The sequence below is a fragment of the Achromobacter sp. MFA1 R4 genome, from assembly GCF_900156745.1.
GTDB lineage: Bacteria > Pseudomonadota > Gammaproteobacteria > Burkholderiales > Burkholderiaceae_B > Achromobacter.
Genome location: NZ_LT707065.1, coordinates 4,086,160 through 4,106,574, shown reverse-complemented (window position 1 = coordinate 4,106,574; position 20,415 = coordinate 4,086,160). Strand labels below are relative to the sequence as shown.

At 58.4% G+C, this 20,415-nt stretch carries 21 protein-coding genes, 1 pseudogene and 1 other annotated feature; of the genes and pseudogenes, 6 read left to right on the top strand and 16 right to left on the bottom strand.

The genetic code is table 11. The annotated features are described in order from the left end of the window. Window positions 1-15 precede the first annotated feature (15 nt). The 6 genes and pseudogenes from BXA00_RS18800 to BXA00_RS29510 all read left to right on the top strand — a co-directional run. Window positions 16-669, top strand: a complete 654-nt coding sequence (locus tag BXA00_RS18800) for a hydrolase (protein WP_076519965.1) — start codon at window positions 16-18, stop codon at window positions 667-669. Between the two features lie 636 nt (window positions 670-1,305). Then, window positions 1,306-1,803 (top strand): hypothetical protein, encoded by a 498-nt coding sequence (locus BXA00_RS18795; protein WP_156902833.1) that lies wholly within the window; start codon window positions 1,306-1,308, stop codon window positions 1,801-1,803. Window positions 1,804-1,838: 35 nt separating this feature from the next. After that, entirely contained in the window at window positions 1,839-2,501 is a 663-nt protein-coding gene (locus BXA00_RS18790) for an SOS response-associated peptidase (RefSeq protein WP_076519963.1), read from the top strand. Between the two features lie 142 nt (window positions 2,502-2,643). Further along, window positions 2,644-2,865, top strand: a complete 222-nt coding sequence (locus tag BXA00_RS18785) for a hypothetical protein (protein ID WP_076519962.1) — start codon at window positions 2,644-2,646, stop codon at window positions 2,863-2,865. An 83-nt stretch (window positions 2,866-2,948) separates the two neighbouring features. Further along, window positions 2,949-4,307: a hypothetical protein gene (locus BXA00_RS18780; protein WP_076519961.1), complete on the top strand. Its 1,359-nt coding sequence runs from the start codon at window positions 2,949-2,951 to the stop codon at window positions 4,305-4,307. Between the two features lie 323 nt (window positions 4,308-4,630). Beyond that, a pseudogene (locus BXA00_RS29510) lies at window positions 4,631-4,774 on the top strand (DapH/DapD/GlmU-related protein); the annotation flags it as partial. 283 nt (window positions 4,775-5,057) lie between these two features. Here BXA00_RS29510 and BXA00_RS18770 read toward each other — a convergent pair. The 16 genes from BXA00_RS18770 to BXA00_RS18680 all read right to left on the bottom strand — a co-directional run bounded on the left by BXA00_RS18770 (window position 5,058) and on the right by BXA00_RS18680 (window position 20,415). Further along, window positions 5,058-5,471, bottom strand: a complete 414-nt coding sequence (locus BXA00_RS18770) for a hypothetical protein (protein ID WP_076519959.1) — start codon at window positions 5,469-5,471, stop codon at window positions 5,058-5,060. Next, on the bottom strand, window positions 5,468-5,902 hold the full coding sequence (locus BXA00_RS18765) for a hypothetical protein (protein ID WP_076519958.1): 435 nt from the start codon (window positions 5,900-5,902) through the stop codon (window positions 5,468-5,470). Before BXA00_RS18765 ends, BXA00_RS18770 begins: the two co-directional genes overlap by 4 nt. Further along, window positions 5,886-6,239 carry a hypothetical protein gene (locus tag BXA00_RS18760; RefSeq protein ID WP_076519957.1) on the bottom strand — a complete coding sequence of 118 codons (354 nt, stop codon included), beginning with the start codon at window positions 6,237-6,239 and terminating at the stop codon, window positions 5,886-5,888. Before BXA00_RS18760 ends, BXA00_RS18765 begins: the two co-directional genes overlap by 17 nt. 2 nt (window positions 6,240-6,241) lie before the next feature. Then, on the bottom strand, window positions 6,242-6,727 hold the full coding sequence (locus BXA00_RS18755; protein ID WP_076519956.1) for a glycoside hydrolase family 104 protein: 486 nt from the start codon (window positions 6,725-6,727) through the stop codon (window positions 6,242-6,244). A 56-nt stretch (window positions 6,728-6,783) separates the two neighbouring features. Next, entirely contained in the window at window positions 6,784-8,979 is a 2,196-nt protein-coding gene (locus BXA00_RS18750) for a right-handed parallel beta-helix repeat-containing protein (RefSeq protein ID WP_076519955.1), read from the bottom strand. A gap of 55 nt (window positions 8,980-9,034) precedes the next feature. Continuing rightward, a complete protein-coding gene (locus BXA00_RS28900) occupies window positions 9,035-11,911 on the bottom strand; it encodes a host specificity factor TipJ family phage tail protein (RefSeq protein WP_255376806.1) in 2,877 nt (958 codons plus the stop codon). Between the two features lie 368 nt (window positions 11,912-12,279). Further along, window positions 12,280-13,520, bottom strand: a protein-coding gene (locus BXA00_RS18735; RefSeq protein WP_156902714.1) for an IS3 family transposase whose coding sequence is annotated in 2 segments (ribosomal slippage) — window positions 12,280-13,235 and window positions 13,235-13,520 — 1,242 coding nt in all. Because the reading frame shifts where the segments join, the coding sequence is not laid out codon by codon here. Then, window positions 13,120-13,236 (bottom strand) — a sequence feature (AL1L pseudoknot). Its footprint overlaps the gene before it by 117 nt. Window positions 13,521-13,585: 65 nt before the next feature. Beyond that, complete coding sequence (locus BXA00_RS18725; RefSeq protein WP_076519952.1) at window positions 13,586-14,101, bottom strand: DUF1833 family protein; 516 nt, start codon at window positions 14,099-14,101, stop codon at window positions 13,586-13,588. Next, window positions 14,094-14,582: a hypothetical protein gene (locus BXA00_RS18720; RefSeq protein ID WP_076519951.1), complete on the bottom strand. Its 489-nt coding sequence runs from the start codon at window positions 14,580-14,582 to the stop codon at window positions 14,094-14,096. The genes BXA00_RS18725 and BXA00_RS18720 overlap by 8 nt, the downstream gene beginning before the upstream one ends. A gap of 2 nt (window positions 14,583-14,584) precedes the next feature. Beyond that, on the bottom strand, window positions 14,585-16,984 hold the full coding sequence (locus BXA00_RS18715) for a phage tail length tape measure family protein (protein ID WP_076519950.1): 2,400 nt from the start codon (window positions 16,982-16,984) through the stop codon (window positions 14,585-14,587). A 304-nt stretch (window positions 16,985-17,288) separates the two neighbouring features. Continuing rightward, window positions 17,289-17,618, bottom strand: a complete 330-nt coding sequence (locus BXA00_RS18705; protein ID WP_076519948.1) for a hypothetical protein — start codon at window positions 17,616-17,618, stop codon at window positions 17,289-17,291. A 2-nt stretch (window positions 17,619-17,620) separates the two neighbouring features. Then, complete coding sequence (locus BXA00_RS18700) at window positions 17,621-18,103, bottom strand: phage tail tube protein (protein WP_076519947.1); 483 nt, start codon at window positions 18,101-18,103, stop codon at window positions 17,621-17,623. 57 nt (window positions 18,104-18,160) lie between these two features. Beyond that, the gene (locus tag BXA00_RS18695) at window positions 18,161-18,526 is read right to left on the bottom strand and encodes a DUF3168 domain-containing protein (protein ID WP_076519946.1); all 366 of its coding nucleotides are present in this window, start codon (window positions 18,524-18,526) and stop codon (window positions 18,161-18,163) included. 2 nt (window positions 18,527-18,528) lie between these two features. Continuing rightward, a complete protein-coding gene (locus BXA00_RS18690; RefSeq protein ID WP_076519945.1) occupies window positions 18,529-19,026 on the bottom strand; it encodes an HK97-gp10 family putative phage morphogenesis protein in 498 nt (165 codons plus the stop codon). Continuing rightward, window positions 19,023-19,577, bottom strand: coding sequence for a class I SAM-dependent methyltransferase (locus tag BXA00_RS18685; RefSeq protein WP_076519944.1), 555 nt, complete (start codon window positions 19,575-19,577; stop codon window positions 19,023-19,025). The genes BXA00_RS18690 and BXA00_RS18685 overlap by 4 nt, the downstream gene beginning before the upstream one ends. A gap of 7 nt (window positions 19,578-19,584) precedes the next feature. Then, complete coding sequence (locus tag BXA00_RS18680; protein WP_076519943.1) at window positions 19,585-20,415, bottom strand: hypothetical protein; 831 nt, start codon at window positions 20,413-20,415, stop codon at window positions 19,585-19,587.

Sequence of the window (20,415 nt, the reverse complement as noted above, 5' to 3'; positions counted from 1 at the left end):
AACCAGGGATCACTAATGACCTTTCGAAATGGCCTCGATTCGCTTCTACGTCCTGAGGATTCGTTACTCGTCCTGATCGACCACCAACCCTACCAATTGACCAACCTGAACAGCCACGACCCGCACGCCGTCGTCAATAACTCGACGGCGTTGGCGAAGGCGGCAAAGGTCTTCGGCGTGCCGACGATATTGACCAGCGTGATTGCCGATCGCGGCGGCCGGATCTTCCCCCAGATCACCGATGTGTTCCCCGGCCAGGAAGTCATCGACCGCACGTTCATCAACACGTGGGAAGACCCCAAAGTGGTCGACGCGGCCAAGTCCACGGGCCGCAAGCAGTTGATCATTGCCGGGCTGTGGACCGAAGTCTGCGTCGCCATGCCGGCGATCCAGGCCGCGGGCGAAGGCTGGGACGTGACGGTCATCACCGATGCCTCGGGCGGCGTGTCGGTCGAGTCGCACGAAGTCGCGCTGCAGCGCATGGCGGCGGCGGGCGTGAACCTGATGACGTGGATGGCGCTGGCCGCCGAATGGCAACGCGACTGGGCGCGCGCCGAGACCGCCGCCGGGCTGACCGACATTCTCGTTCAGCATGCCGCGGGTAGCGGCATTGCGTATCTATGGGAGCAGCAATTGTTGAACACGCCGGTGCCCGCTGCGGCCGCCTGATCCGGCGCAGGCACGGCAACGCTGCGACGATGAGCGGGGTGTGGGACCGGCGGCGTGTCGTGGTGGGAAAGGGCGCCTGATGCCGCCAACGGGCGCGCTTGCCACCATTGAGACAGAGAAAAAGGCACCTCGCTTTCGAGTAAGTGCCATTTTTTTCACAAAATTCTTGGGTTGGCTGATGGGACTTGAATCCACGACAACCGGAATCACAATCCGCGCCTAAATCTCGTATTGGCGAAGCTCTCGGGCCATCTATGATGACACGGAGAGCCTAGAAACTCCTATCTTGAACGGGGGCAGCTTTCGCTTGTCACCAGCGACACTCGAGCGGCCTAACCTTCATGCAATGCCGCGTTAATTCCTGGCCCTCCGAGAGTCGAACTCGGCACCAACGGATTATGAGTCAATGGGCGCAAAGGGAGAACCACCCTAACGCGTTGATTTTTAAGAACTTCCGTCTCGCGCCCAGAGCGTCCATTACGCGCTTTTGCGAGCGTTTTGCCAAGAAATCCCCCAACGGACATTGCTGTACGTATATACAGCCCTGTCCTACTTCATCCGCCTATTCGAGCGCCCCGGAGGCTGCTGGACCTGTACCCATTGGCACGGCAAGAAGGCATGCCTTACGCTTGGGTGATGAACGCACTCAATACCTATCAGCACTCCCTACTCAGCGAGCTTATTGCTCGCCACATTCCGTTCCTAGTCGTGGGCGGATGGGCCGTTTACCTCCACGGCATCCCCGAAAGGGTCGTCCCAGATTTGGATATTTGGATTTCGCCCAAGCAGCTGGATCCGGGAGAGATGACCGAGGCTCTTGTAGCTTGCAACGTTCCCGAGGATAAAGCGCGGGCCTTTTGCCGTCGGCTCCAGGATGAAGGTGATGAGCGGCCCAAGGGTTGCATGAAGCCACCATTTTCGATCGACATCATTGTTAGGGATTTGGAGGGCGCGAAATTTTCCCTGGCAATATCTCGTCAAGCGTCTTTCAAAGTGCAGGGGCTAACCCTTCCCGTGATCGGCTTTGACGACTTGCTAGCCGTGAAGTCAGCTACCGAGGGGGCCAAACACCAGAACGACGCGCAAGCTCTTAGAACACTACGCGCGACAGATCAATCGTCAGACGCAATGTGATGCCCCTATACTGATCGTCCTCGACGGGAGGGTCAATGTGTAGCCACTACCAAACGCTGAAGGACGCCGAACTGCTGTTGAAGAAGTTCGGCGTGACGCGGCCGGGAGTTCTCGGCAAGTACGACATGTGGCCGCGATATCAGGGCGTGTTCGTGCGGCGCCCACCGGAGCATGACGCGGGCGACGAAGCGGTGGCGGACATCGAAGCCGTCACGGGCCGTTGGGGGCTGATCTCGGGTTCCACCCGCCCGGATGCGCTGGCCGGCGCGGAGAAGCTGTCCACCTTCAACGCCCGCGACGACCGAGTTGCGAACGCCTTCACCTTCCGGAACGCCTGGCGCCGGGCACAGCACTGCATCATCCCGGCCGATGCCATTTTTGAGCCCGACTGGCGATCTGGCAAAGCCGTCGCGACGCGCTTCACTCGAGCCGATGGCGCGCCGCTAGGCATCGCTGGCCTGTGGGACCGCTACCGGGACGCGGCCGGCCAGTGGCACGAAAGCTACACGATGCTCACCATCAACGCCGACCAGGATCCGCTCTTCCGCGACTACCACCAACCCAACAAAGAAAAACGCATGGTGGTGATCCTACCCGAGGGCGCCTACGGTGACTGGCTGACCGCCAGCGCCGATCAAAGCCGCGACTTCCTCGTGCCTTTTCCCTCAGAAAAGATTGTCGCAACCCCGATGAACTGACCCCATTTCTGCCGCAATATACTGTATATCCATACAGCTATCTTGCAGCAGAATCATGCGTTGCTCAGTCGTCCGTACCCACTATCTTGGCCAACAGCGCCGAGACAATGACCCCGCGCCTGCGGTCGTAGGGACAGTCCGCATGTACTCGATCACCAGAGACGACATGCGGCGGCAGATCGCGGTGATGACCATGGACGGCTTGGCCAAGTTCGGCGCGACGGAGAAAAGCCCCATCCCTGATCTGCTTGAACCCGAGCTGCTGACGTTCTCATCTGACCGGGGAATGATGGTCTGCGGCTTCGAAGAAATCGACGGACGCCGCTACTACCAGGGCTGGTGGATGAGGTGGCTAGAGATCTGAACGGCCCCTCCTTGTCCACAAAATGAGACAATCGCGCCTTCGTCAAATATGCGGCTCTGACATTCCGCTTAAAAACCGGCCCTATGTCCATTCACACTGAGCATTTCGACTACATTTGTTCGCTGGGGTGCAGCGCACAACTCGGCGAGTACTTTAAGACGTTGCAGTATTCGCCCATAAACACCGCGGTGGCGGGGATCCCCGCGCATTCCGAGGGGATACAGAATTGGGCTTCTCAGCTGGATGGCACGACCGGTGAATACAGCGATTTTTTCTCTGGCAATCATCCTGGCCGAGTTCTGCTCGTCTATCTGAGTGGATTTGACGACGCCTCCGAATACGCTGACTCGAGCGAATTAGATGTGTTCTGCGCGGCCCTGGAACGCCAATACCCCGGCCTAGACTTCCGGGTGCTGCTGCTTAGCCCTTCCAGCGGGCCTCGGCCTTCGCACCAAAGGCTGACCCGGATTTCCCTCCCGGCCGGAGCGAATCATCGGAACTACATCCTCCGCCATGTTGAAAAGGTCATCGAAAACCAGCCTGCGATGGTCAAAGCGTTGGCGGGCAAACGGGGGCCGGTCGACAAGGGCGAGTACAACGCTACCAAGGTGCGCCTCGCCCGGCCCCAAGACATGCCCGCGGACACATCTGCCGAATTTGTTATCAACCGTCGCGGTATCGATTTTGAGTTTTATGGGCGGCTCCGGGGGGCCGGGGCCCCGCTGGTGGTATTCGGGCAATCCGCAATTACCCGCCCAGCGTCGAAGCCACCGGTCTTTCATCGCTGGTCTTGGATCGATGATCTGCCCTACTCCTGCATGGTCTTGAACGATCCGACCCTCTACCTATCCGATGAAATGGAAGGAGGATGGTTCCAGGGAACTGAAGACCATTTCTACATGGAGACGGCGGCGCAGCTGATCCGTGAAATTGCCGACGCGAACGACATCGCGCCACGCAAGATCCTATTTTTCGGATCTTCGGCCGGCGGCTTCACCTCAATGCAAATGGCGACGATGGTGAAAGGGTCCCATGCGCTGGTGCAGATACCCCAGGTGGATATGTCGGACTACCACGTCGCCGCTGCGGTCGACCACCTGCTGACACACTGCTACGGCGGCAAAGACCTTCAAGAAGCGAAGCGGCTGTATCCCGATCGCTGGTCCGTTATAGAGACGTTCAGAAAGTACCGGCATATTCCGAACATCTGGTATCTACAAAACTCCCACGACGCAAACCATTTGAAGCGGCACTTCTCGAAGTTCGTCTCTGGAGTCTCCGACCTGATGATAGAAACCCCACAGCTGCGCGATTCCCAGGTTCTAACTGAGTTCTACTCGTTAAACCATCCTGTCAGAGGTGGGCACACGGTTCTTGGAAAAGACGACACACTGAGGTTTATAGATCGCGCGATCGCCAGGTTCATTGAGGGTGCGGCATGAAGATCCAGAAGTATGCAGAAATGGGGCTGACCGCTGTCGAAGGATATGTGCCATCGAAGTTCCGCTTCGAAAAAGGCGTGAACCTCGGGAAGTGCGAGATCTTGCCCGGCGTGGCGTTTGGATTTCAGTCTTACATGAATAGCGGCTTTGTCCGAAGCGCTGTCATCGTAGGTAGGTATTGCTCGATCGGCCGCAACGTCACGCTGGGATCGGGGGTTCACGACTTGAACGCCTTGTCTACCAGCCCGTTCTTCAAGAACAACAGCAACGGCCCTATCCTAAAGCTCGCGGACCCCGTACGCAGAATCCGCGTCCTCATCGGGCATGACGTCTGGATTGGAGATAACGCATACATCATGTCTGGGGTGACGGTGGGAGACGGAGCTGTCGTGGCGGCCGGGTCCATCGTCACACACAACGTGGAGCCGTATTCGATCGTTGTGGGGACACCTGCCAGGCATTTGAAGTGGCGTTTTGAAGACGAGACGATCCGGCAAAGGCTAACCGCACTACGCTGGCACGAGTTCGATCCCGAAAGGCTGCGGACGCTTGATATCGGCCAGATTGAAACCGCCATTGACGAGATGGAAACTTGGCCGGCATCCGCGCGCACCCATAGAGCGGTGAACTATCAGACAACCTGATCAGTCGGCCCATGCGCGCACCACTGAGTAGTGCCGAGCGGCGCACTCGGCGTATTGGAATGCGAGGGCCGCATGCGCCTGCGCCAGGTCGTCCCAGGACGGAGAGTCAATGCGAGGAATCGGCGGGCACGCCGCGCTGAGGTTGACGGGCAGCGTTGGCCGCGTCGATGGCGTCGTTGGTTGCGCGCACCCTGCTAGGGTCGCGCACACAGTCAGCAGGCAAAGGGCGCTGAACGATTTCACGGGTGTACCTCTCGATGACCTGGGGCCGCGACGCGGCGAGCTGATCGATGCGGGCCTGCAGGTCACCGGACAGGCCGGTGAGCCGTTCGGCTTCGGACTTGAACTCTTCCAGGCCGGCGACCCGGTGGGCTTCCTGACACTCGGCCCGCCCGGCTTCCCGCTGGCTATGGCCGTACCAGGCGATGCCCGCGCCAGCGAGGCTCAGCACCACGGCGCCCGCAGCACTAGCCACTAGATAGCCCTTCCAGCCGGCCAGCATCCTGATGGCGGCGATCATGGCGTATTCAGCCAGTCAGGGACGCGCGCACGCGCTGGCGTCGGAGGATCTAGCACTTCCTCCACCTTCTTAACCGCGGTGTTTGCAGATTTCGCCGCTGCGGTGGCCTTGTTGGCGGCGGTGCCGGCCTTGGACGCTGCACCCTTTGCCGCCTGAATGGCTGCATCCGCCTGCTTCACGATAGGTGGCAGCCTGTCTTTAATGACCACCATCAGTTCTTGATTGACGGTCTGCATGCGGGCGATTTCCTGCTGATGGGAGGCATCCGCAGAGGTCAGGGAGCGGTCGAACCAGACATACAGCGGCGCGCTGAAGATCATGCCCCCCAGACACAGGATCCCCAGGTAGGCGGCCCATGCCTTGAGGCATCGCACCAAGTAGTTCGCCCGCTCAGCGTCGCAGCGGCACAGCCGCTCAATGACTTTTCCCATAGTCCTCTCCGATTTCATCTTCGCTAGCCGGCGGCGGCTCTCCCGTCAATTGGGCAATCCGCACGCGTGCCTCGTGAAGCTGATACTTGATCAGGCGCATGTCCCCTTTCATCGATGCCCAGTCTGCGCGCATTTCCTGGAGCTGCCTGTCCAGTTCAATCGCGCGCATCTTCCATTGGTCGCGCTCGGCGATGATGGTTGCCAGCGCACCGCCTGATGCCGTGGCGTTGGCGACGCTGTTGTCCAGGGTCCGAAGAAGCAGCGGCACGAGCCACTTTCCCACGAAGCCGGTAATCAGCACCGCCAAGCCCGCATAAATCCCCTTTTCTAAATCCATCGCTACCCCGCGAGCGTGCCGCCAGCGCGCACGTAAGCGTCGCGCAGCCGCTCGATCTTCTGTTCGTGTTGTTGGTACCCGGCGCCAGGCAAAGAAGCCCAGATATTGCGCACCTTGGAGACCGCCTCATCAAACCGTCCGGCCTGGATGTCGGCGATGGCGCGCCGCTCCTTGAGTTGCTGAATGGCGTAGCGATCCTGGGACATCGGCCCGAAGTCGGGCAGTTTCAGCAGCTCCTTGTAGTGCATCCAGTACCGGTACAGGATCTGGTAACGCCCGGCGGCGGTGGACGATAGCGAGGCGTTCAGTCTCACCAGCACGTTCGGGTGATCGTCGTAACCCGTGAACAGCTTGCCGCCCACCAGCACGTCATAGCCGTCATCCTTCGTCGGCTGCCGCCCGTCGTCGGTCCCCTCCGAGGCCGCCAGCATATCCAGGAACGCCAGCACGTTGCGCCCGCCAGCTTCCTTCTCGCTAATCCTTGCCATAGTTACTCCAGGCGTAAAAAAGAGCCCACCGAAGTGGGCTGCCAGATTGGCTAGGGTCAAAACCCCTTCGCATCGAAGAAGAATGCGGTGTCCACGGCGGCGCCGGCCTGATCTCGGCATGTCACATCCACGGTCCTTTCGTCAATAATGGCGCACGCGACTTGACGTGCTGACGTACCTTTCACCACCGCACTTGGGATGAAGGTCCCGGTGGAGGTCGCCGGCTCGGTCATGACCACGCGTACAACCCCTACCGCGTTGCGAGTCACCGACGCAATGCCTTTGCCCGAGGCCAAAGATGCGGAGCCTCCGTTATTCACATTCGCCCAAGCTAGTGTCTTAGATAGAAACGGACTGTCGTGCCGAATGAAGGCACCCGTGGAATTGAACGGTGTCACATTGCCGAAGAATGAGAGGTTCGTCCCGACTTTAGGACCGAATCCAGCACTGAGGCCTGCCGAACTTATAGCAATCATGACGTCCGCAGTGTTCGACTTTCGGAAGACTGCGCCGTCAATGACACCGCGCTGCGTAGCAGCTTGCAGATTTATGCCGACGCAAGTTCCGGCGGACGTGATGCCAACGTCCTGAATGATTCCAGAGCCAATCGTGTAGTCCTCGACCGAATTCTGAAAGTTGATACCGCTACGCAATCCGCCGACGATCGTGTAATCGTCCACCACGACTCGCCGGTAGTTGCTGACCACGACGTTCCCATCGCGGTTCTGCTCGCCGAAACCCTGGACGTGGTTACCCGAGATCTCAAGATCCTCGCCGAAGTTCTGCTCCGTCGCATCATGCGCCACGGCAAAAATTCCTGCACGGTTTCCCGCTGTGTTCGACGGGTCAGCAATGAGGGTGTTGCCACGAATCTTGATTCTCCGTGGCGGCGCATATCCTTGGGCGGCAGAGAAGCCGCCTTTGTCGATACCAATACCGATATGCGCACCCCGGGACGTGTTGTTGGCGAAAGTGATGTCCGTCCCCCCGTGCGTATCGAGAGCCTTCCACGTTAGGCAGTAATTCACCGAATTCAACGCAATCAACCCAAATGCGCAGTTTCGATAGTCCGTCAGCGAACCATCGCCAGCAGTGCTGTGATAAACCCGGGTAGCAGTAATGCCATAGACGTTGTTGTTAGGGTCGATCCCCTCAGTAGGAAATCCCGGAGCCATATACTCGACTTTGTTGTTCGTGACGTCAAAGTCTCGGCAGCCATACATCCGAACGCCGTCGCGGCCGCAGTGCCGGATGCGGTTGAAGTTCGCAGAGAACCGGTCGATCTGATCGGCGATGATTCCCGACTGGCCCCATCCCTCGATCACGCAGTGGCGCACCACGATGTCCGAGGACGTGCCAGAGACAGGCGTCGGTGGGTTGGCCGGATAGTTGGGGTTGTTGTAGAAATACTGGTCGTAGCGGCCCGAGATGCTAAGCGCGATGGACCGATAGATCGGCAGGACCGTCATCCCGTAGAAGGGACCACGCAGCTCCAATCCGTTGAACTCGATCCCGGTAGAGCCTGGCTCGACACGCAGGCCGCAGTATTCGGTACCGACCGAGCTAGTCGCCGTCGCATCGTAGTTCTGTTGCACGATGACGGCACCGCGGCCGATCACCTTCGTGCCAGATCGGACAGTCGGGCCGTTTCCCGCCCAGCGATACGTGCCCTTCGGAAAGATCACAACCGGGTGCCCGGCGTCCAGAGCCTTCTGCACCGCGCCGGTGTCGTCGGTCACACCATCCCCAACGGCTCCGAAGTCCTTGACGCTGACGCTGTCGCGCATCTTAGCGAGCGCCGTGCGCTCTTCAGCTCCGGTTCCCGCTTGTAGAAAGCTAACGAGTGAAGCCCCCCCTCCGCTATCTGTTGCATTGGCAAGTTCTTGACGTAAGGCGGCGTCTCCCACCGAAACGAACAAGGCCCCTTCCTCAACCCAGTCCCCAGAGGTCGTGTACGGCAGGTCGAGAGATGCGCTGGCACGCCACAGCTCACCGTCCTTTCGAAATACCTGATTTCGTGCGATGACCTGCAACCCTGCGGCGTAATCCCCGAGGTCCTCATACCCAGAATTCAAAAGGAATTCTTGAAACTGTGCATTCAGATCTGCCAGGAATTTCGCATAGTTCGGTTTTGGACCGCCTAGCCTGGTCGGGATCATAGCCGGAGCGTCATCATTGACGTAGTGCTCGAGATCGATAGCATCCTCAGATGCGTTCCGAAGCTGCTGGAGGGAAATCGGATCAGTTGCCATTTGAGCACCCATAAAAAAACCCTGCCGAAGCAGGGTCTAACTTGATGAAATTTAATTACGCGAAGTCGCGGTCGTTCTGGTAGTAGCGGTCGTCGTAGTTGATTGCCGTGAGCGGAATGGTTCCGTCATCGTTCGGCACTTCTTTCTCTGTCAACAGGAACGGCTGCGCCTGTCTAGCGTTTACATTCGAGGTGATAACGTAGGCTGTTGCGTTGTAGCCCTCACCACGAACGACGAGCGGCGTGCGAGGGTCGCGCTCCAGCAGAGCGAGTCTGCTTGACCCGCCAGAAGACACGCCCATAGCCTCTACGACCGCGTCACGGTTCTGCAGAAATATCGTGAATGAAGCCGCGGCAGACCAATCAAATGCCTGCGATAGTGTGACTAGTCGAGGATTCTCAGAATCTACGGAAATGATGTCCCCATCCTGGATCTGACCCCGGGTGTTATCCGCGCATAAAATCCGTTCGCTAATGGTCAGTAAGTTGGCCTCGGGCAGTGCGTCAAACTCCGTCACCAGGTCTTGGAACCTAAGCTTGTTCCATTCGCGATATGCATGGATGTGCGCCTGCGCTTCAATGCGGACTCCCACTGATTCAATTCTCTTTGGATTGACTGCAGATCGGTCGGCCGGCAGATAGATCGTTTCGGCTGCGTCATTCGCAGGGTTGATCCACTGGTACTCGACCCCATCGTTCTCTGCCGCGCTTCCCTCGGTACGTTGCTCCGATCCAGGAAGCTTATTGCGGTGATTGAACAAGATCGACGAATCGTCGGTCTGTCGTTCGAAGAACAGCCTGATAACGCTGCCACGACGGTATGCTCGACAGTAGACAGCCTCGGCGATCATCGATATCGTTTCCTCGAAAGACAGGTTATCGCTGTCTATCGTGTAATTGAATTGCGCGATGTCAACGCCGAAGTACTCGATGATGGCCTGCTGCGTCTGGTAGAAATTGTCGAAGTCAATTTCAGATGCCGGCCGATTCCCTATCTGCGGGTCCAAGCAAACTGCCGAGAGAATGTCAGCCACACTCCTTGTCGGATACAGCTCGGTGGTGAACGAAGACCCGGAGATTCGCTGCGGCAACTTTCGGGTCACTAGCAGATTCAGCTTTCTCTCTTTGATCGCGAGCGCGCCATCCGTAGCGAAGTTGACCGACTGTACCGTGGTCACATCGCCAAAGTGCGCTTGATCCACCGAACTGCATGCGTAAAGGTCACGCCATTTAATCTCGTCGACGACCGAGCCTTCGAACTCTGTATCTGAGTCGGTCAGGCGTCTGGCGCGGAAACGCCATCTGGTACTGCCGTCTCCTGGAAGCACCGCATCTAGCGTATCAGCACGAGTCGATCGACTGACGGCCGACCCTGTTATCGTGCGTTCAAATGCAGCCACCGCACCAAACGGCACGCCAGCCTCATCGACTCGCTGGGCCTCAATGCGGTACGTCACATCACGGCGATACTGTTGACGGCCGTTGTCTTTGTAGAGGCCATTCAAGGCGACGACATTGGAGATGATGCGGCTAATCGGACGAATAGACTCAACCGTAAACCAGCCGACCCAACGCTCTCCAGTCGTCGTAATAGTAGGATTCAGAACTGCAGAAACACCGCCATAGTCGCCTTCCAAAACGTCCCAGTCTGCGTTCACCGCGGATGGGTTGTTCAACGTCATCAGGGCAGAAGTGACGGTCGTCACCGAATAGACGCCGGACAGATCAAATAGCACCACCCCGGAAGTTCGAGAAAAGGTCGGTGTTCCGGTTCCTATCCCCGCACTTGCCCCTCCTATGGGAACGCCCCAAGCGCTCGAATTGCCTTGGATGTCAATCCTTATCGTAGTCGCGTCTTCAATTGCGTCGTAACTAGAGGACAGAATCTCGTAGTTGCCGGCAACATTGGTGGAAAACCCTGAACCAGGCTCGCCATCTCCCGGCCAATATACGGTTGCGTTAGACAAGATCAGCAGTTGTGTGGCCGCCCAATCAGCAGAGTGGTCTCCAGCAAACGTTATTTCTCCCCACGTAGGATCAACAATAGGTCCGCTATCAAACGTGGCGCCTGCTGGGGGGGTATACGTAAACATACCGTCAGTCTGGGTGGCGAACTGCACGGATATCGAATCGCCAGGGATGAAGAAGTCTGCGAAGTCGACGTCTGGATCTTGCGACAAAATCTCATTCGGCGATCTGAAAATCATGCCGCGCCGGACCACGCTACCGACGTCCTGGGGTTGAAGCACCTGACCGTTGACGCTGTTAACTCTCTTCGCAGTGATGACAGGCAGGTTGATGGCATTGCCAATGCGCAATTGTGGCTCAGAACCGCTATTCGGAGATGTAAACGGCGCATAGACCTCGACAGATGCTCCCGCAATCTCTGTGACCTGCGTGGTGTCGTCACGAGCGTCATGGATTTCATAGGCCCCTCGGCCTATGCACATGTACGCCACTTCTTTTTCTACGTGATTCTCAAAAATCTTGTAAGGCGGCGCCAACAGATCCGGGGTAGATCGAACCTGGCCATAAATATCCGGCACACGCCCATTTACTCGGACCTTGTTCGTGCGCTCGGAAAGGCCGTTATTTGGAGATTCCTGCTGAACATTCCGAGCTGTCGAATTAGGAGGCTCCTGGGCGAAGATAGACGCCAGGATCATTGACGCCGTAGAAGATGCTACCGCGACGGCCAGAGCCGTCCAGAAGCCAATCTCACCCGGGGCAACCTCCACTACGAACGGTCCTGCCATTCCCTGCAGGGCCTCGATATCTTCAGGCGTCTTGGGCGTGACATCCTGTCCACTGGCCCCGTCCGTAATACGAGTGCCGGGGGGAAATCGCGCGCCGAGTTCCGACTTCAGAAACGCCAGGAAATCCGGCACACGATGCGTCTCAACCTGCGCATCAGGCGAACGGATAAGCTGCACGATGATCAAGAGTAGAACCTCATATTTTTGTAAAGGGGCCGCACCGCGTCAACGAGCAAGAACTGGCAGCCAGCCTCGGAAATGTGCAATAGCCTACGGCGATAGCAAACCCCGATGTGCAGCAAGCCATCCAACGTGTCCATGAGCACCAGCGATGGCTCATCTGTGGCGGCAGAGTGCCGTTTCATCCCCCGGAACATCTCCACAAGCCTGCCAGTTTGAAGGTCATCTTCCCGAACCCTACGCAGTCGCTCGTCACCCGTTAAGTGATGCCATGAGTCGGCCGCGAAGTGCAGGCAGTTGTATGTCTCTCGGTCGTACTGCTTATCCAGCAGTGAATCGCCCCGGGTTTCGCGGAGGCTGTGTGGTTAAAGTAAAACGGCCTCGTCGGCGGTTGTGCCGAGTTGGTTGTAGTAGTTTGCCTCAGCCTCGGCTGGCGGAATATAGCCGATCGATGAGTGCAGGCGTTTATGGTTGAACCAGGCTACCCATTCCAGGGTGGCCAGTTCGACCGATTCCCGGCTTTTCCAGGGCGCCCGACGATGGATCAATTCGGCCTTGTACAAACCGTTGATCGTCTCGGCCAAGGCGTTGTCGTAACTGTCACCACGGCTACCCACGGACGGCTCGATGCCCGCTTCGGCCAGGCGTTCGCTATAGCGGATGCTGACGTACTGCGATCCCCTATCGGAGTGATGGGTCAGAGAACCATCGTTGCCAGGCTGGCGGGCGTATAGGGCCTGCTCCAGCGCATCAAGCACGAAGTCCGTCGTCATGGATTTGCTCACGCGCCAGCCGACAATGCGCCGTGCGTAGACGTCGATGACGAAGGCCACGTACAGCCAGCCCTGCCAGGTCGAGACGTAGGTGAAGTCCGAGACCCAGAGCTGGTTCGGACGGTCGGCGCGGAACTGTCGATTGACTCGATCCAGCGGACGGCTGGCTGCGTCATCGGCAATCGTCGTTCGCAGCCGCTTGCCGCGCCGCACGCCTTGCAGGCCCTGGGCGCGCATCAGGCGTTCGACCGTGCAACGGGCGACCGTCACGCCTTCACGGTTCAGTTGCCGCCAGACCTTGGCGGCACCATAGACGCGATGGTTCTCCTGCCAGACTCGCTGGACATGCGGCTTCAGATGTTCGTCACGCCGGGCGCGGTCGCTGCGCCGAGACGGTTCGCGTAGCCGCGCGGCGTGGCGCCGATAGGCCGACGGGGCAACCTGCAACACCTTGCAGATCGGCTCGACCCCGTAGACCTCCCGGTGCCGGTCGATGTAGGTGTTTACGACTTCAGTTTGCGGTCGAGCTCCGCCTGCGCGAAAAAAGCGCTGGCTGTACGCAGAATGTCGTTGGCCCGCCGCAGTTCGCGGTTCTCCCGCTCCAGCTCCTTGATTCGCTCGCGCTCGCTGGTGTTGACGCCTTCGCGCTGCCCGCTGTCGACTTCATGGCGCTTGACCCAGGTCAGCAGCGTCTGCGCCGAGCAGCCAATCTTGGGCGCGATGGACTCGACTGCCACCCACAGCGACGGATACTCGCTGCGGGACTCCTGCACCAGACGCACGGCGCGCTCGCGCACTTCCGGGGAAAACTTGTTCGCGTTGTTTTTGCTCATGGCTCACATTCTCTCAAGAGTTGGAGCCTCCGCGAAACCCGGGGCGGTTCACAGAGAGTCGACGCTCACAGGAAACCTTGCAGCATAGGGAAGATGTCTGATCGGTACAGAACGCCGGTCTTATTGGCGTTCGCTTCCGGAGCCGTTGCATTGAACTTCGCTCCTTCACCCGTCCTAGCAATTTGTCTAGCTTGGAGAGACACAGGGCCAAACATAGGCGCTTCCAGATCGTCATTTCTGTAGGCTCGGTACTTCACTATAGGTGGGTTGCTTTTAAGCGTCCCAGCCGCTCTTGCACGTTGGATCTCGTCGGGGAGTATTTCACCCAAGTCCCCCAGCGTTACCGTTAGTCCGAAGTCTAGATTCGCACGCTCGTCAAGGGGCTTGATTCGCATTGGCACATAGATAAAGCTAACCTGTTCACCGGTTTCTAGCCTAGCTGTCAGACCGTTTCGATAGGAGGACTGCAACCGCCAAACCTGCGAAAAACTTGGCTGGCTGATTTCAATCGTCTGAATCTCGGCCACGCTCGAAGGCGCCCCAAAGAAAAAGTCGATGTATTGGGACGAGGCGTCAGTCATTTGGCCAATCCACGTTAACCAGTTTCTCCAGCAGGTTCATCATCCGGCGAACATTCTCTACGCTCCCGTAGTACGGGATCAGATCGAGGATGTACTCGTACGGGTCCGTTTCAGGGTCTTCATACTTCGCCAGCGGGTAGACCCACATTGACGCAGTAACAGTGAAGACTGGCCCGCTCTTCGACGTGAGCCGGAACGAACCCGCCTGAAAGGTTGCCTCGTAGCGCTCAAGGCCAGAGGTATCCAGAACCAAATCAGCCAGGAATCCAGCAAAGCCGCTTCTTTTCTGACGCCGGTAGAAGCCCTGAAGCAATGAGTAGTCATCTTCCTGAACGACCCACTGAACATTGATAGAGTAGGCCCCCCCAGGTATATCAACACGGGACCGGGGCGATCCACCATCTAGCGATATCTGAATGATGCCGTCGCGGAAATCTGCGCCGTAACCAGCCTGCGTCGGACAAATCGGTAGAAGATCCATCGTTACCGCCTACGCTGCGCGTCGGTGCTACGACCAAGCTGCCGGGATGCTCGGCTACTCGGGTTCGCGATTTCTCGTTGCATCAAGCCCGGCGTTTCGGCATACACGGTCTGCCTGGCAATCAAAGACATCTCGTTGCGGCGAGCTTCCACCACCTCTATGTCAACGCCACGAGTCTCAATGTTCAGGTTCATCCCGCCGCCCATCCCCAATCCGACCGGGCCACGGTCAGCGCCAACATAACCACCATCAGCGTAACCATTGAGCCGATCCAAGAAGCCACGGCCGAGACGCTTGGTCGCGTCAGAATTCAACACATACTCGCCTCGGTGGACGATGCCGGCCACGTCGTACTTGCCGCCCGGCCCTGTGTACCCACCGTCTGCCAGGTACATCAACCCTCCACCCGCGTTATAGACGTCAGTCGCTGTCGCCGATCCAATGCCGCCGCCTGTGCTGCCAGCAAGTCCGCTGAACAAGGCGCCAAATATGCCGCCCACCCCACCGCCCGAATCAAAATCTCCAAACAGCTTTTTCGCAAGCTGGGCAGCCAGGGCATCAGCGGCCATCTTCTGCAGCATCTGGAGGAAGGCAGTACCGATGTTCTTGAAATTGCCCTGCATGATCTCGTACAGACCATCTCCCAGAGAGTTCTGTATTCCCCGGGCAGCCTCCTTGGCGAACTCCCCCATCTCCCCAGTGTCTTTCTCGAACTCCTGGTTCAGCTTGTCGACTGCATCTGCGTACTGGTAGGCATTGATCCAGCCTTGCTCCAGAGCATTTGATAGTAGAGTGAGCTGAGCAATGAACTGATCGCCCTCCGCCTTCTCGGGATAGAGGTCGTTCATCAGCTTGGCGAATTCAGACGCCTGCTTCTGCGATTCCTCATACGCCTTGTTCTGCTCTTTGATGAAATCCAGGGTCTGGGCCGAAGCTAGCGCTTCATCTTTCTGGGCCTGGCTCTTGAACGTCACCGAGCCTAGCCGGATCTTCTCCAAGAGCTTTTCGTACTCGGTCAGTTCGCCAGTGAGAGCGATCTGCTGGTTAAGCTGGTCGATTAGCTTCTGGCCCTGATCGACACTATTCTTTAGATTCTTGGGCCCTGTAGGCGGCGAGTCTCCGGTGACGACAATAGGATCCAAGCCCGAAGTTGGTATCCCCCCCGTCTCGCCTATACCCGAGAAGCCTTCAAGAAGCGCCTTGTCCTGGCTCTTTAGTTGGCTATTTAATCTACCTTGAGCGAAAACTAGTCGTGCCTCTCCTGCCTTAATAGCAGACTCAATTACATTGATACGTTGCTGATAGTTCTCGTTTTGCTCGAAGCCGAACATATTCGTCGACTTACCGGAAGGATTGGCAGCCTGCGCAGCGCGCAGCTTCTCAACGGCTTCCCGGTTCTCATTCAGCCGCTTTGTAATTGTCTCGACTTCCTTGGCAGCATCCGAGTCACCAAAGATGGTGTCAGCGACCTTGACGTTGATTGCCTCCAACCAACTATCCGCCGCTCGCGCAGCCTTGGTAAATTCGTTGATAACAGTAACGAGACCAGTCGCAATCTCAGCCAGGAATTGCGTGAAAGTGGCGAATGTCTCCTTGGTCTCGGATGACCCTAGCAGGTCCGTGAAATCGTTTACTGCTTGGGTAAGCCCATTAACGCTGCCGTCGTCCCCTGTCATCAGGTCATCGATCTGGTTCTGGAGAGCTTGAAGCGCGCCGCCCAACGTGTCCCGCGCAGCCTCAGCAGCCCCGCCGTAAGCCGATTCCAGAGCGCCAAGAATGATGCCTTGCGCTTCGGCAGTCTTACCAGCCGCCTCCAGCTGCTCAACCAGCTTCTTCTGGTCTTCGGTAAAGCGGAAACCCTGCTTAGAGAGCGCCGTAAGTCCCTGGCTAGGAACATCCAGCGCCTTGCCGATTGTCTCGGCCGATTGCTCAACTGAAGTTCCCAGACGCGCGGACATATCAATGACCGCCTGGAGCGCCCTCGGGAACTCTTCGCCAACGACGCCGGTATAAGACAGCAGCCGCGTTTGCGCCTGGTTGATATCCCCCTCACTGAAGACGCTGGCATTAGAAAGGCCAGACGCCATCTTGTTCAGCTGGTCGAGGGAGTACCCGGCAGCCTGCCCCGTCGAGCGAAGAACCGCGGCCAACTGAGCCTGCTCGTTCTGCGCATTTCTCGTCTCTTCGATGAACTTGCCGAAGACCGAGCCGAACCCAATTCCGAAAAGGGCGCCGGACAGCAATCCAGCAAACGCCTTGTTGACGCCATCAGCGGCGGACTGGGCTTGGCGCTCAATCTCCTTGAAGTTCTTCTGGGCCGCCCGGGACGCACGTTGGGCGTCCGTTTCGAACGACCCAGTCTTCATGAGCAGGTCCACCACGATACTGCCGGCTGTAGTCATTACTTATCCCGAGGTGAGAAGCCAAAAGCCTTCATGGTTCTGATATCCGCGTCCGTTGGGTCAGTGATGAAAGGTCGAGCCAGCCATTCGATCTTGTCGCTGATATCGCCACCAGAGGACATTGATTGCGAGATCAAAGCCGCGGGCCGGTAGTGAAGGTGGGTGTGGTCAAAGGGGAAACGCCCATAGAAGTCGCGCCACCTTTCGAATTCGCGCTGTGTCATGCTGCGCTGAAGCTCGGCAACTGTCCGGCCACCTAGGCTCAACGCAAGCGTGAACCACAACCACTCGTCACTCCCGGCCTCTATGCGTTTTTTTCGCCTTCGCCTTCTTTCTTGACGCCGTTGACCTCCATCACCTTCGCAAAGATGGCCTGCATGACTTCAGGCTTCAGTTCGCAAGCGCGCTCGAAGGTGATCGCCTCAGAGCCGTCGGCCTCGCAGAGACTGGCGGCGATCAGGATCGCCATCCCGACTGCCTTTTCCTTCAGATCCTTCGACCGAATCGCCAGGGCGTATTGGGTGAAAGCCGCACCGGAATACTCCTTGAAGTAGAGCCGGTGCTTCTTACCATCGGAAAGCTCGACGTCTCGGGGTTGAACCCCGCCCGACACGAAGAAAGACGAATCGAGCATGCTCACGCCTTCCAGGTCGGGATAACGCGGCCCGAACGCTGCAGCGTCAGGGTGCCCTTCACGACGTCGTTCGAAGCGATATCGATGTTCACGTCTGCGATGTAGGCGTAGAACATGAACGACGTTCGGTCGGCAGGCGGCTGGATGCTATCGGCCGAGTTGAGCGTCGGCGCGGCAGTACCGTCCGACAGGCAGGCGATCCATTCCAGAGTTTCGCCTTCGTCCTTCAGGGCGAATAGTTCTTGATGGCTGACAGCCATCGGTTTTAGGATGAACGGCACCGAGACCTGACCGGGGTTACCGAGTCCGCGGACGAAACTGCGATCGACGGTCTCGCTCAGGCACGTATCATCGATCTGGTCGGCTGGGCCGCCCAAACCGCTAATGCCGGTGGGGCATTCCATCAAGACGAGGGTCGCGCCGCCAGAGTCCACCATACGCAGGTAGAGGGCGGTGCCTTGGCTCTTAACGCTTCCATTGCTCATTGCTGGCTCCAAAAACAAGTAGCCCGCTCGAGGCGGGCTGTGTGAAAGTAGGTGGGGTTAACGGCTGGAGTTGATGAAATCGGCCTGGAGGCCGATGCGATACAACTTGGTGTCAGGGTCGCGGTGGTTGATGACCAGACGATTAGAGAACCCAGCGGCGTCCACTGCGTCGCGCACGGCTCTCGCCAGGCTTTCAACCTGGGTGTCGTCCATGGACCAGCAATCGATTTGCACGCTGTCAAAGTCTCCGCACGGCGTACCGCTGATTTGGTCATACGGCTGACCGGTCACCTCGAACCATGTGACGTACGGCTTGGCCGTGTCCTGCGGCGCGGCACCGTGCCGGAAGATTCGGACTGGATTTCCGCCAACAATGGCAAGCACTGCAGGCGTCGTTAGAACTGGGAATACCTTGGGCAGCATGACTACCTCGCCCCTTTCTTGGCAAGATCGGCGACTGTCTTGTCGATTCGCTTCTTCAGGTCTTCTGTGATAACACTAATTGCGCGCTCTCCGTGCTGAGTCACCGCCGGGCGCAACCAAGGACGCGCGGGTTGGTGTTCAGATCCATACTCCATCAACTGCGCCGACTTCCGGACGGTCGGGATTCCTCCCCCGGTCTCTGGCTTACGCCCGGGGTACGCCTTCCGACGCACCCGCACCAAATAGCGCTCGCCCTTACCATCGGCTGGCGCTTTACCACGGCTGGAGATTACGTTTTGAAGCAGCAAGCCCGTCGACTCATCCCCGTTCTCAGCGATGGCTGCGCGAAGGTTCTGGCGCGCGGCGTCACGGATCAGCCGTGCGCCCTTGGCTAGCGCCAGCTTCACAGGACCACCGCGCTTCGATACAACTTCTGGCGGAAGGCTCTTCAGCAGATCCAGCACGCCATCGACACCCGTGAGCTTGACCTCTACCTTCATTTGATTCTCATGAAGGCGTAGCTGCGGATGCCTTCTCGTCCAAGTTCGGTCTCGGCGTCGTTATGCTCCATACACGCGAACCCTTGCGCCTTCATCCAATCCACCAAGCCGCGGTGGCTGAAGTACCAAATGTGTTCGCCCGGCTTGTAATGACGGCTGCCAGGCACACCATCACCCTCTTCGAAGATAGGAATAGCAATGAACGCCCATTCACGGACCTGAGCCAACAGCGCGGCTGGATCCGGGATGTGTTCCAAGCTGTCCCAGCAGGTGATGGCGTCGACAGGACGTGCATAGGGATCGCAAAACGCTTCACGTTCCCTCAGCCATTCGTTGGCCTCGGCATTGACGTCGTAGCCCTGTGCCGCCGCATACTCGACGAACCGACCGCCACCGATGCCGATATCCACGACCTGGCCGGCGTAGTGGCGACGAACCAGAGCCAGGCGAGCTTCGGTCAGCAGTTCGCCCATTGGCGAGGCATCACGCTGGCGGAATTCCTCCCAGTAGCTCGTCGTGTAGTCCATCGCAGGGCGGGGATGGAACCCCATGCCACGCTCAGGCCACCAGATCAGGGAGTCTTCGTAGCCAGTCGGCAAAGTCACTCGCATGGTTCTTGATTCGCTTGTCGCAGTTATGTTGTCTCTGCCGGCAGCGGCAAAAGTTGTCCGGGACCGCGAACCGAATACGGCTCAGGTCCATGTACTTCTCATCGGTGATCAGTTCCGGGGCGTTGAATCCGCCCTGCCCCCCGCATATCACCCAAGCGGGAACCTTCATCGCTACGGCGGCCGGTAGAATCCAACCGATCCCGCCAATAACCGCCGCGGAGTTCCGCACCAGAGCCATTAGCTGGCGCACGTTGAACTCTCCCGCGTGGTACACCTCGTCCGCTGGCGGCAACTTCCCCACCGGCCACTCTTTTCCCGGCTCCAGGTCCGCCACCGAGATAACCCGGTACCCAGCCGCCCTGGCCGCCTCAGCCGCCTCAGCGATGTACATGGTCAGCGGGTTCCGCGCTTCTGCCACCCACTCAGCCCGCACCGTCGCCGGCCGGACCACGATGTACCGCCCTGCAATCGGCGACGTCCCGAAATCAGGCAGATCGAACGACCCTGGCGCCACACCGAAGCAACGACGCATTCCGGTCACAATCCCAGCCGTCCCGTACTGCACTGTCACCACCGATTCCCTGGGCGGCGCTTCCCAGCGCGAGGCCAGCTGCAGCGCCATGTTCTTGGCTTGCGTCCGTAGCGGCGTTTCAGCCTTTACGAACTTCACCCCGGGCAGGTCTTCGTACAGCTCTGGCCATGGCGTCTCCAGGTACACCGGCCCCGGCAGCCGCTTCACGAAGGCCCGCTGGTAGATGTTGTCTCCCAGCCCCTTCAT

Excerpts from the sequence above, each read along its gene's own strand:
- BXA00_RS18700 (WP_076519947.1), bottom strand. The coding sequence starts at position 18,103 with ATGAGCAATGGAAGCGTTAAGAGCCAAGGCACCGCCCTCTACCTGCGT.
- BXA00_RS18690 (WP_076519945.1), bottom strand. The coding sequence starts at position 19,026 with ATGAAGGTAGAGGTCAAGCTCACGGGTGTCGATGGCGTGCTGGATCTG.
- BXA00_RS18715 (WP_076519950.1), bottom strand. The coding sequence starts at position 16,984 with ATGACTACAGCCGGCAGTATCGTGGTGGACCTGCTCATGAAGACTGGG.
- BXA00_RS18750 (WP_076519955.1), bottom strand. The coding sequence starts at position 8,979 with ATGGCAACTGATCCGATTTCCCTCCAGCAGCTTCGGAACGCATCTGAG.
- BXA00_RS18705 (WP_076519948.1), bottom strand. The coding sequence starts at position 17,618 with ATGCTCGATTCGTCTTTCTTCGTGTCGGGCGGGGTTCAACCCCGAGAC.
- BXA00_RS18800 (WP_076519965.1), top strand. The coding sequence starts at position 16 with ATGACCTTTCGAAATGGCCTCGATTCGCTTCTACGTCCTGAGGATTCG.
- BXA00_RS18720 (WP_076519951.1), bottom strand. The coding sequence starts at position 14,582 with ATGGATCTTCTACCGATTTGTCCGACGCAGGCTGGTTACGGCGCAGAT.
- BXA00_RS18765 (WP_076519958.1), bottom strand. The coding sequence starts at position 5,902 with ATGGGAAAAGTCATTGAGCGGCTGTGCCGCTGCGACGCTGAGCGGGCG.
- BXA00_RS18680 (WP_076519943.1), bottom strand. The coding sequence starts at position 20,415 with ATGAAGGGGCTGGGAGACAACATCTACCAGCGGGCCTTCGTGAAGCGG.
- BXA00_RS18725 (WP_076519952.1), bottom strand. The coding sequence starts at position 14,101 with ATGACTGACGCCTCGTCCCAATACATCGACTTTTTCTTTGGGGCGCCT.
- BXA00_RS18760 (WP_076519957.1), bottom strand. The coding sequence starts at position 6,239 with ATGGATTTAGAAAAGGGGATTTATGCGGGCTTGGCGGTGCTGATTACC.
- BXA00_RS18785 (WP_076519962.1), top strand. The coding sequence starts at position 2,644 with ATGTACTCGATCACCAGAGACGACATGCGGCGGCAGATCGCGGTGATG.
- BXA00_RS18790 (WP_076519963.1), top strand. The coding sequence starts at position 1,839 with ATGTGTAGCCACTACCAAACGCTGAAGGACGCCGAACTGCTGTTGAAG.
- BXA00_RS18795 (WP_156902833.1), top strand. The coding sequence starts at position 1,306 with ATGAACGCACTCAATACCTATCAGCACTCCCTACTCAGCGAGCTTATT.
- BXA00_RS18770 (WP_076519959.1), bottom strand. The coding sequence starts at position 5,471 with ATGATCGCCGCCATCAGGATGCTGGCCGGCTGGAAGGGCTATCTAGTG.
- BXA00_RS18755 (WP_076519956.1), bottom strand. The coding sequence starts at position 6,727 with ATGGCAAGGATTAGCGAGAAGGAAGCTGGCGGGCGCAACGTGCTGGCG.
- BXA00_RS18780 (WP_076519961.1), top strand. The coding sequence starts at position 2,949 with ATGTCCATTCACACTGAGCATTTCGACTACATTTGTTCGCTGGGGTGC.
- BXA00_RS18695 (WP_076519946.1), bottom strand. The coding sequence starts at position 18,526 with ATGCTGCCCAAGGTATTCCCAGTTCTAACGACGCCTGCAGTGCTTGCC.
- BXA00_RS18685 (WP_076519944.1), bottom strand. The coding sequence starts at position 19,577 with ATGGGGTTCCATCCCCGCCCTGCGATGGACTACACGACGAGCTACTGG.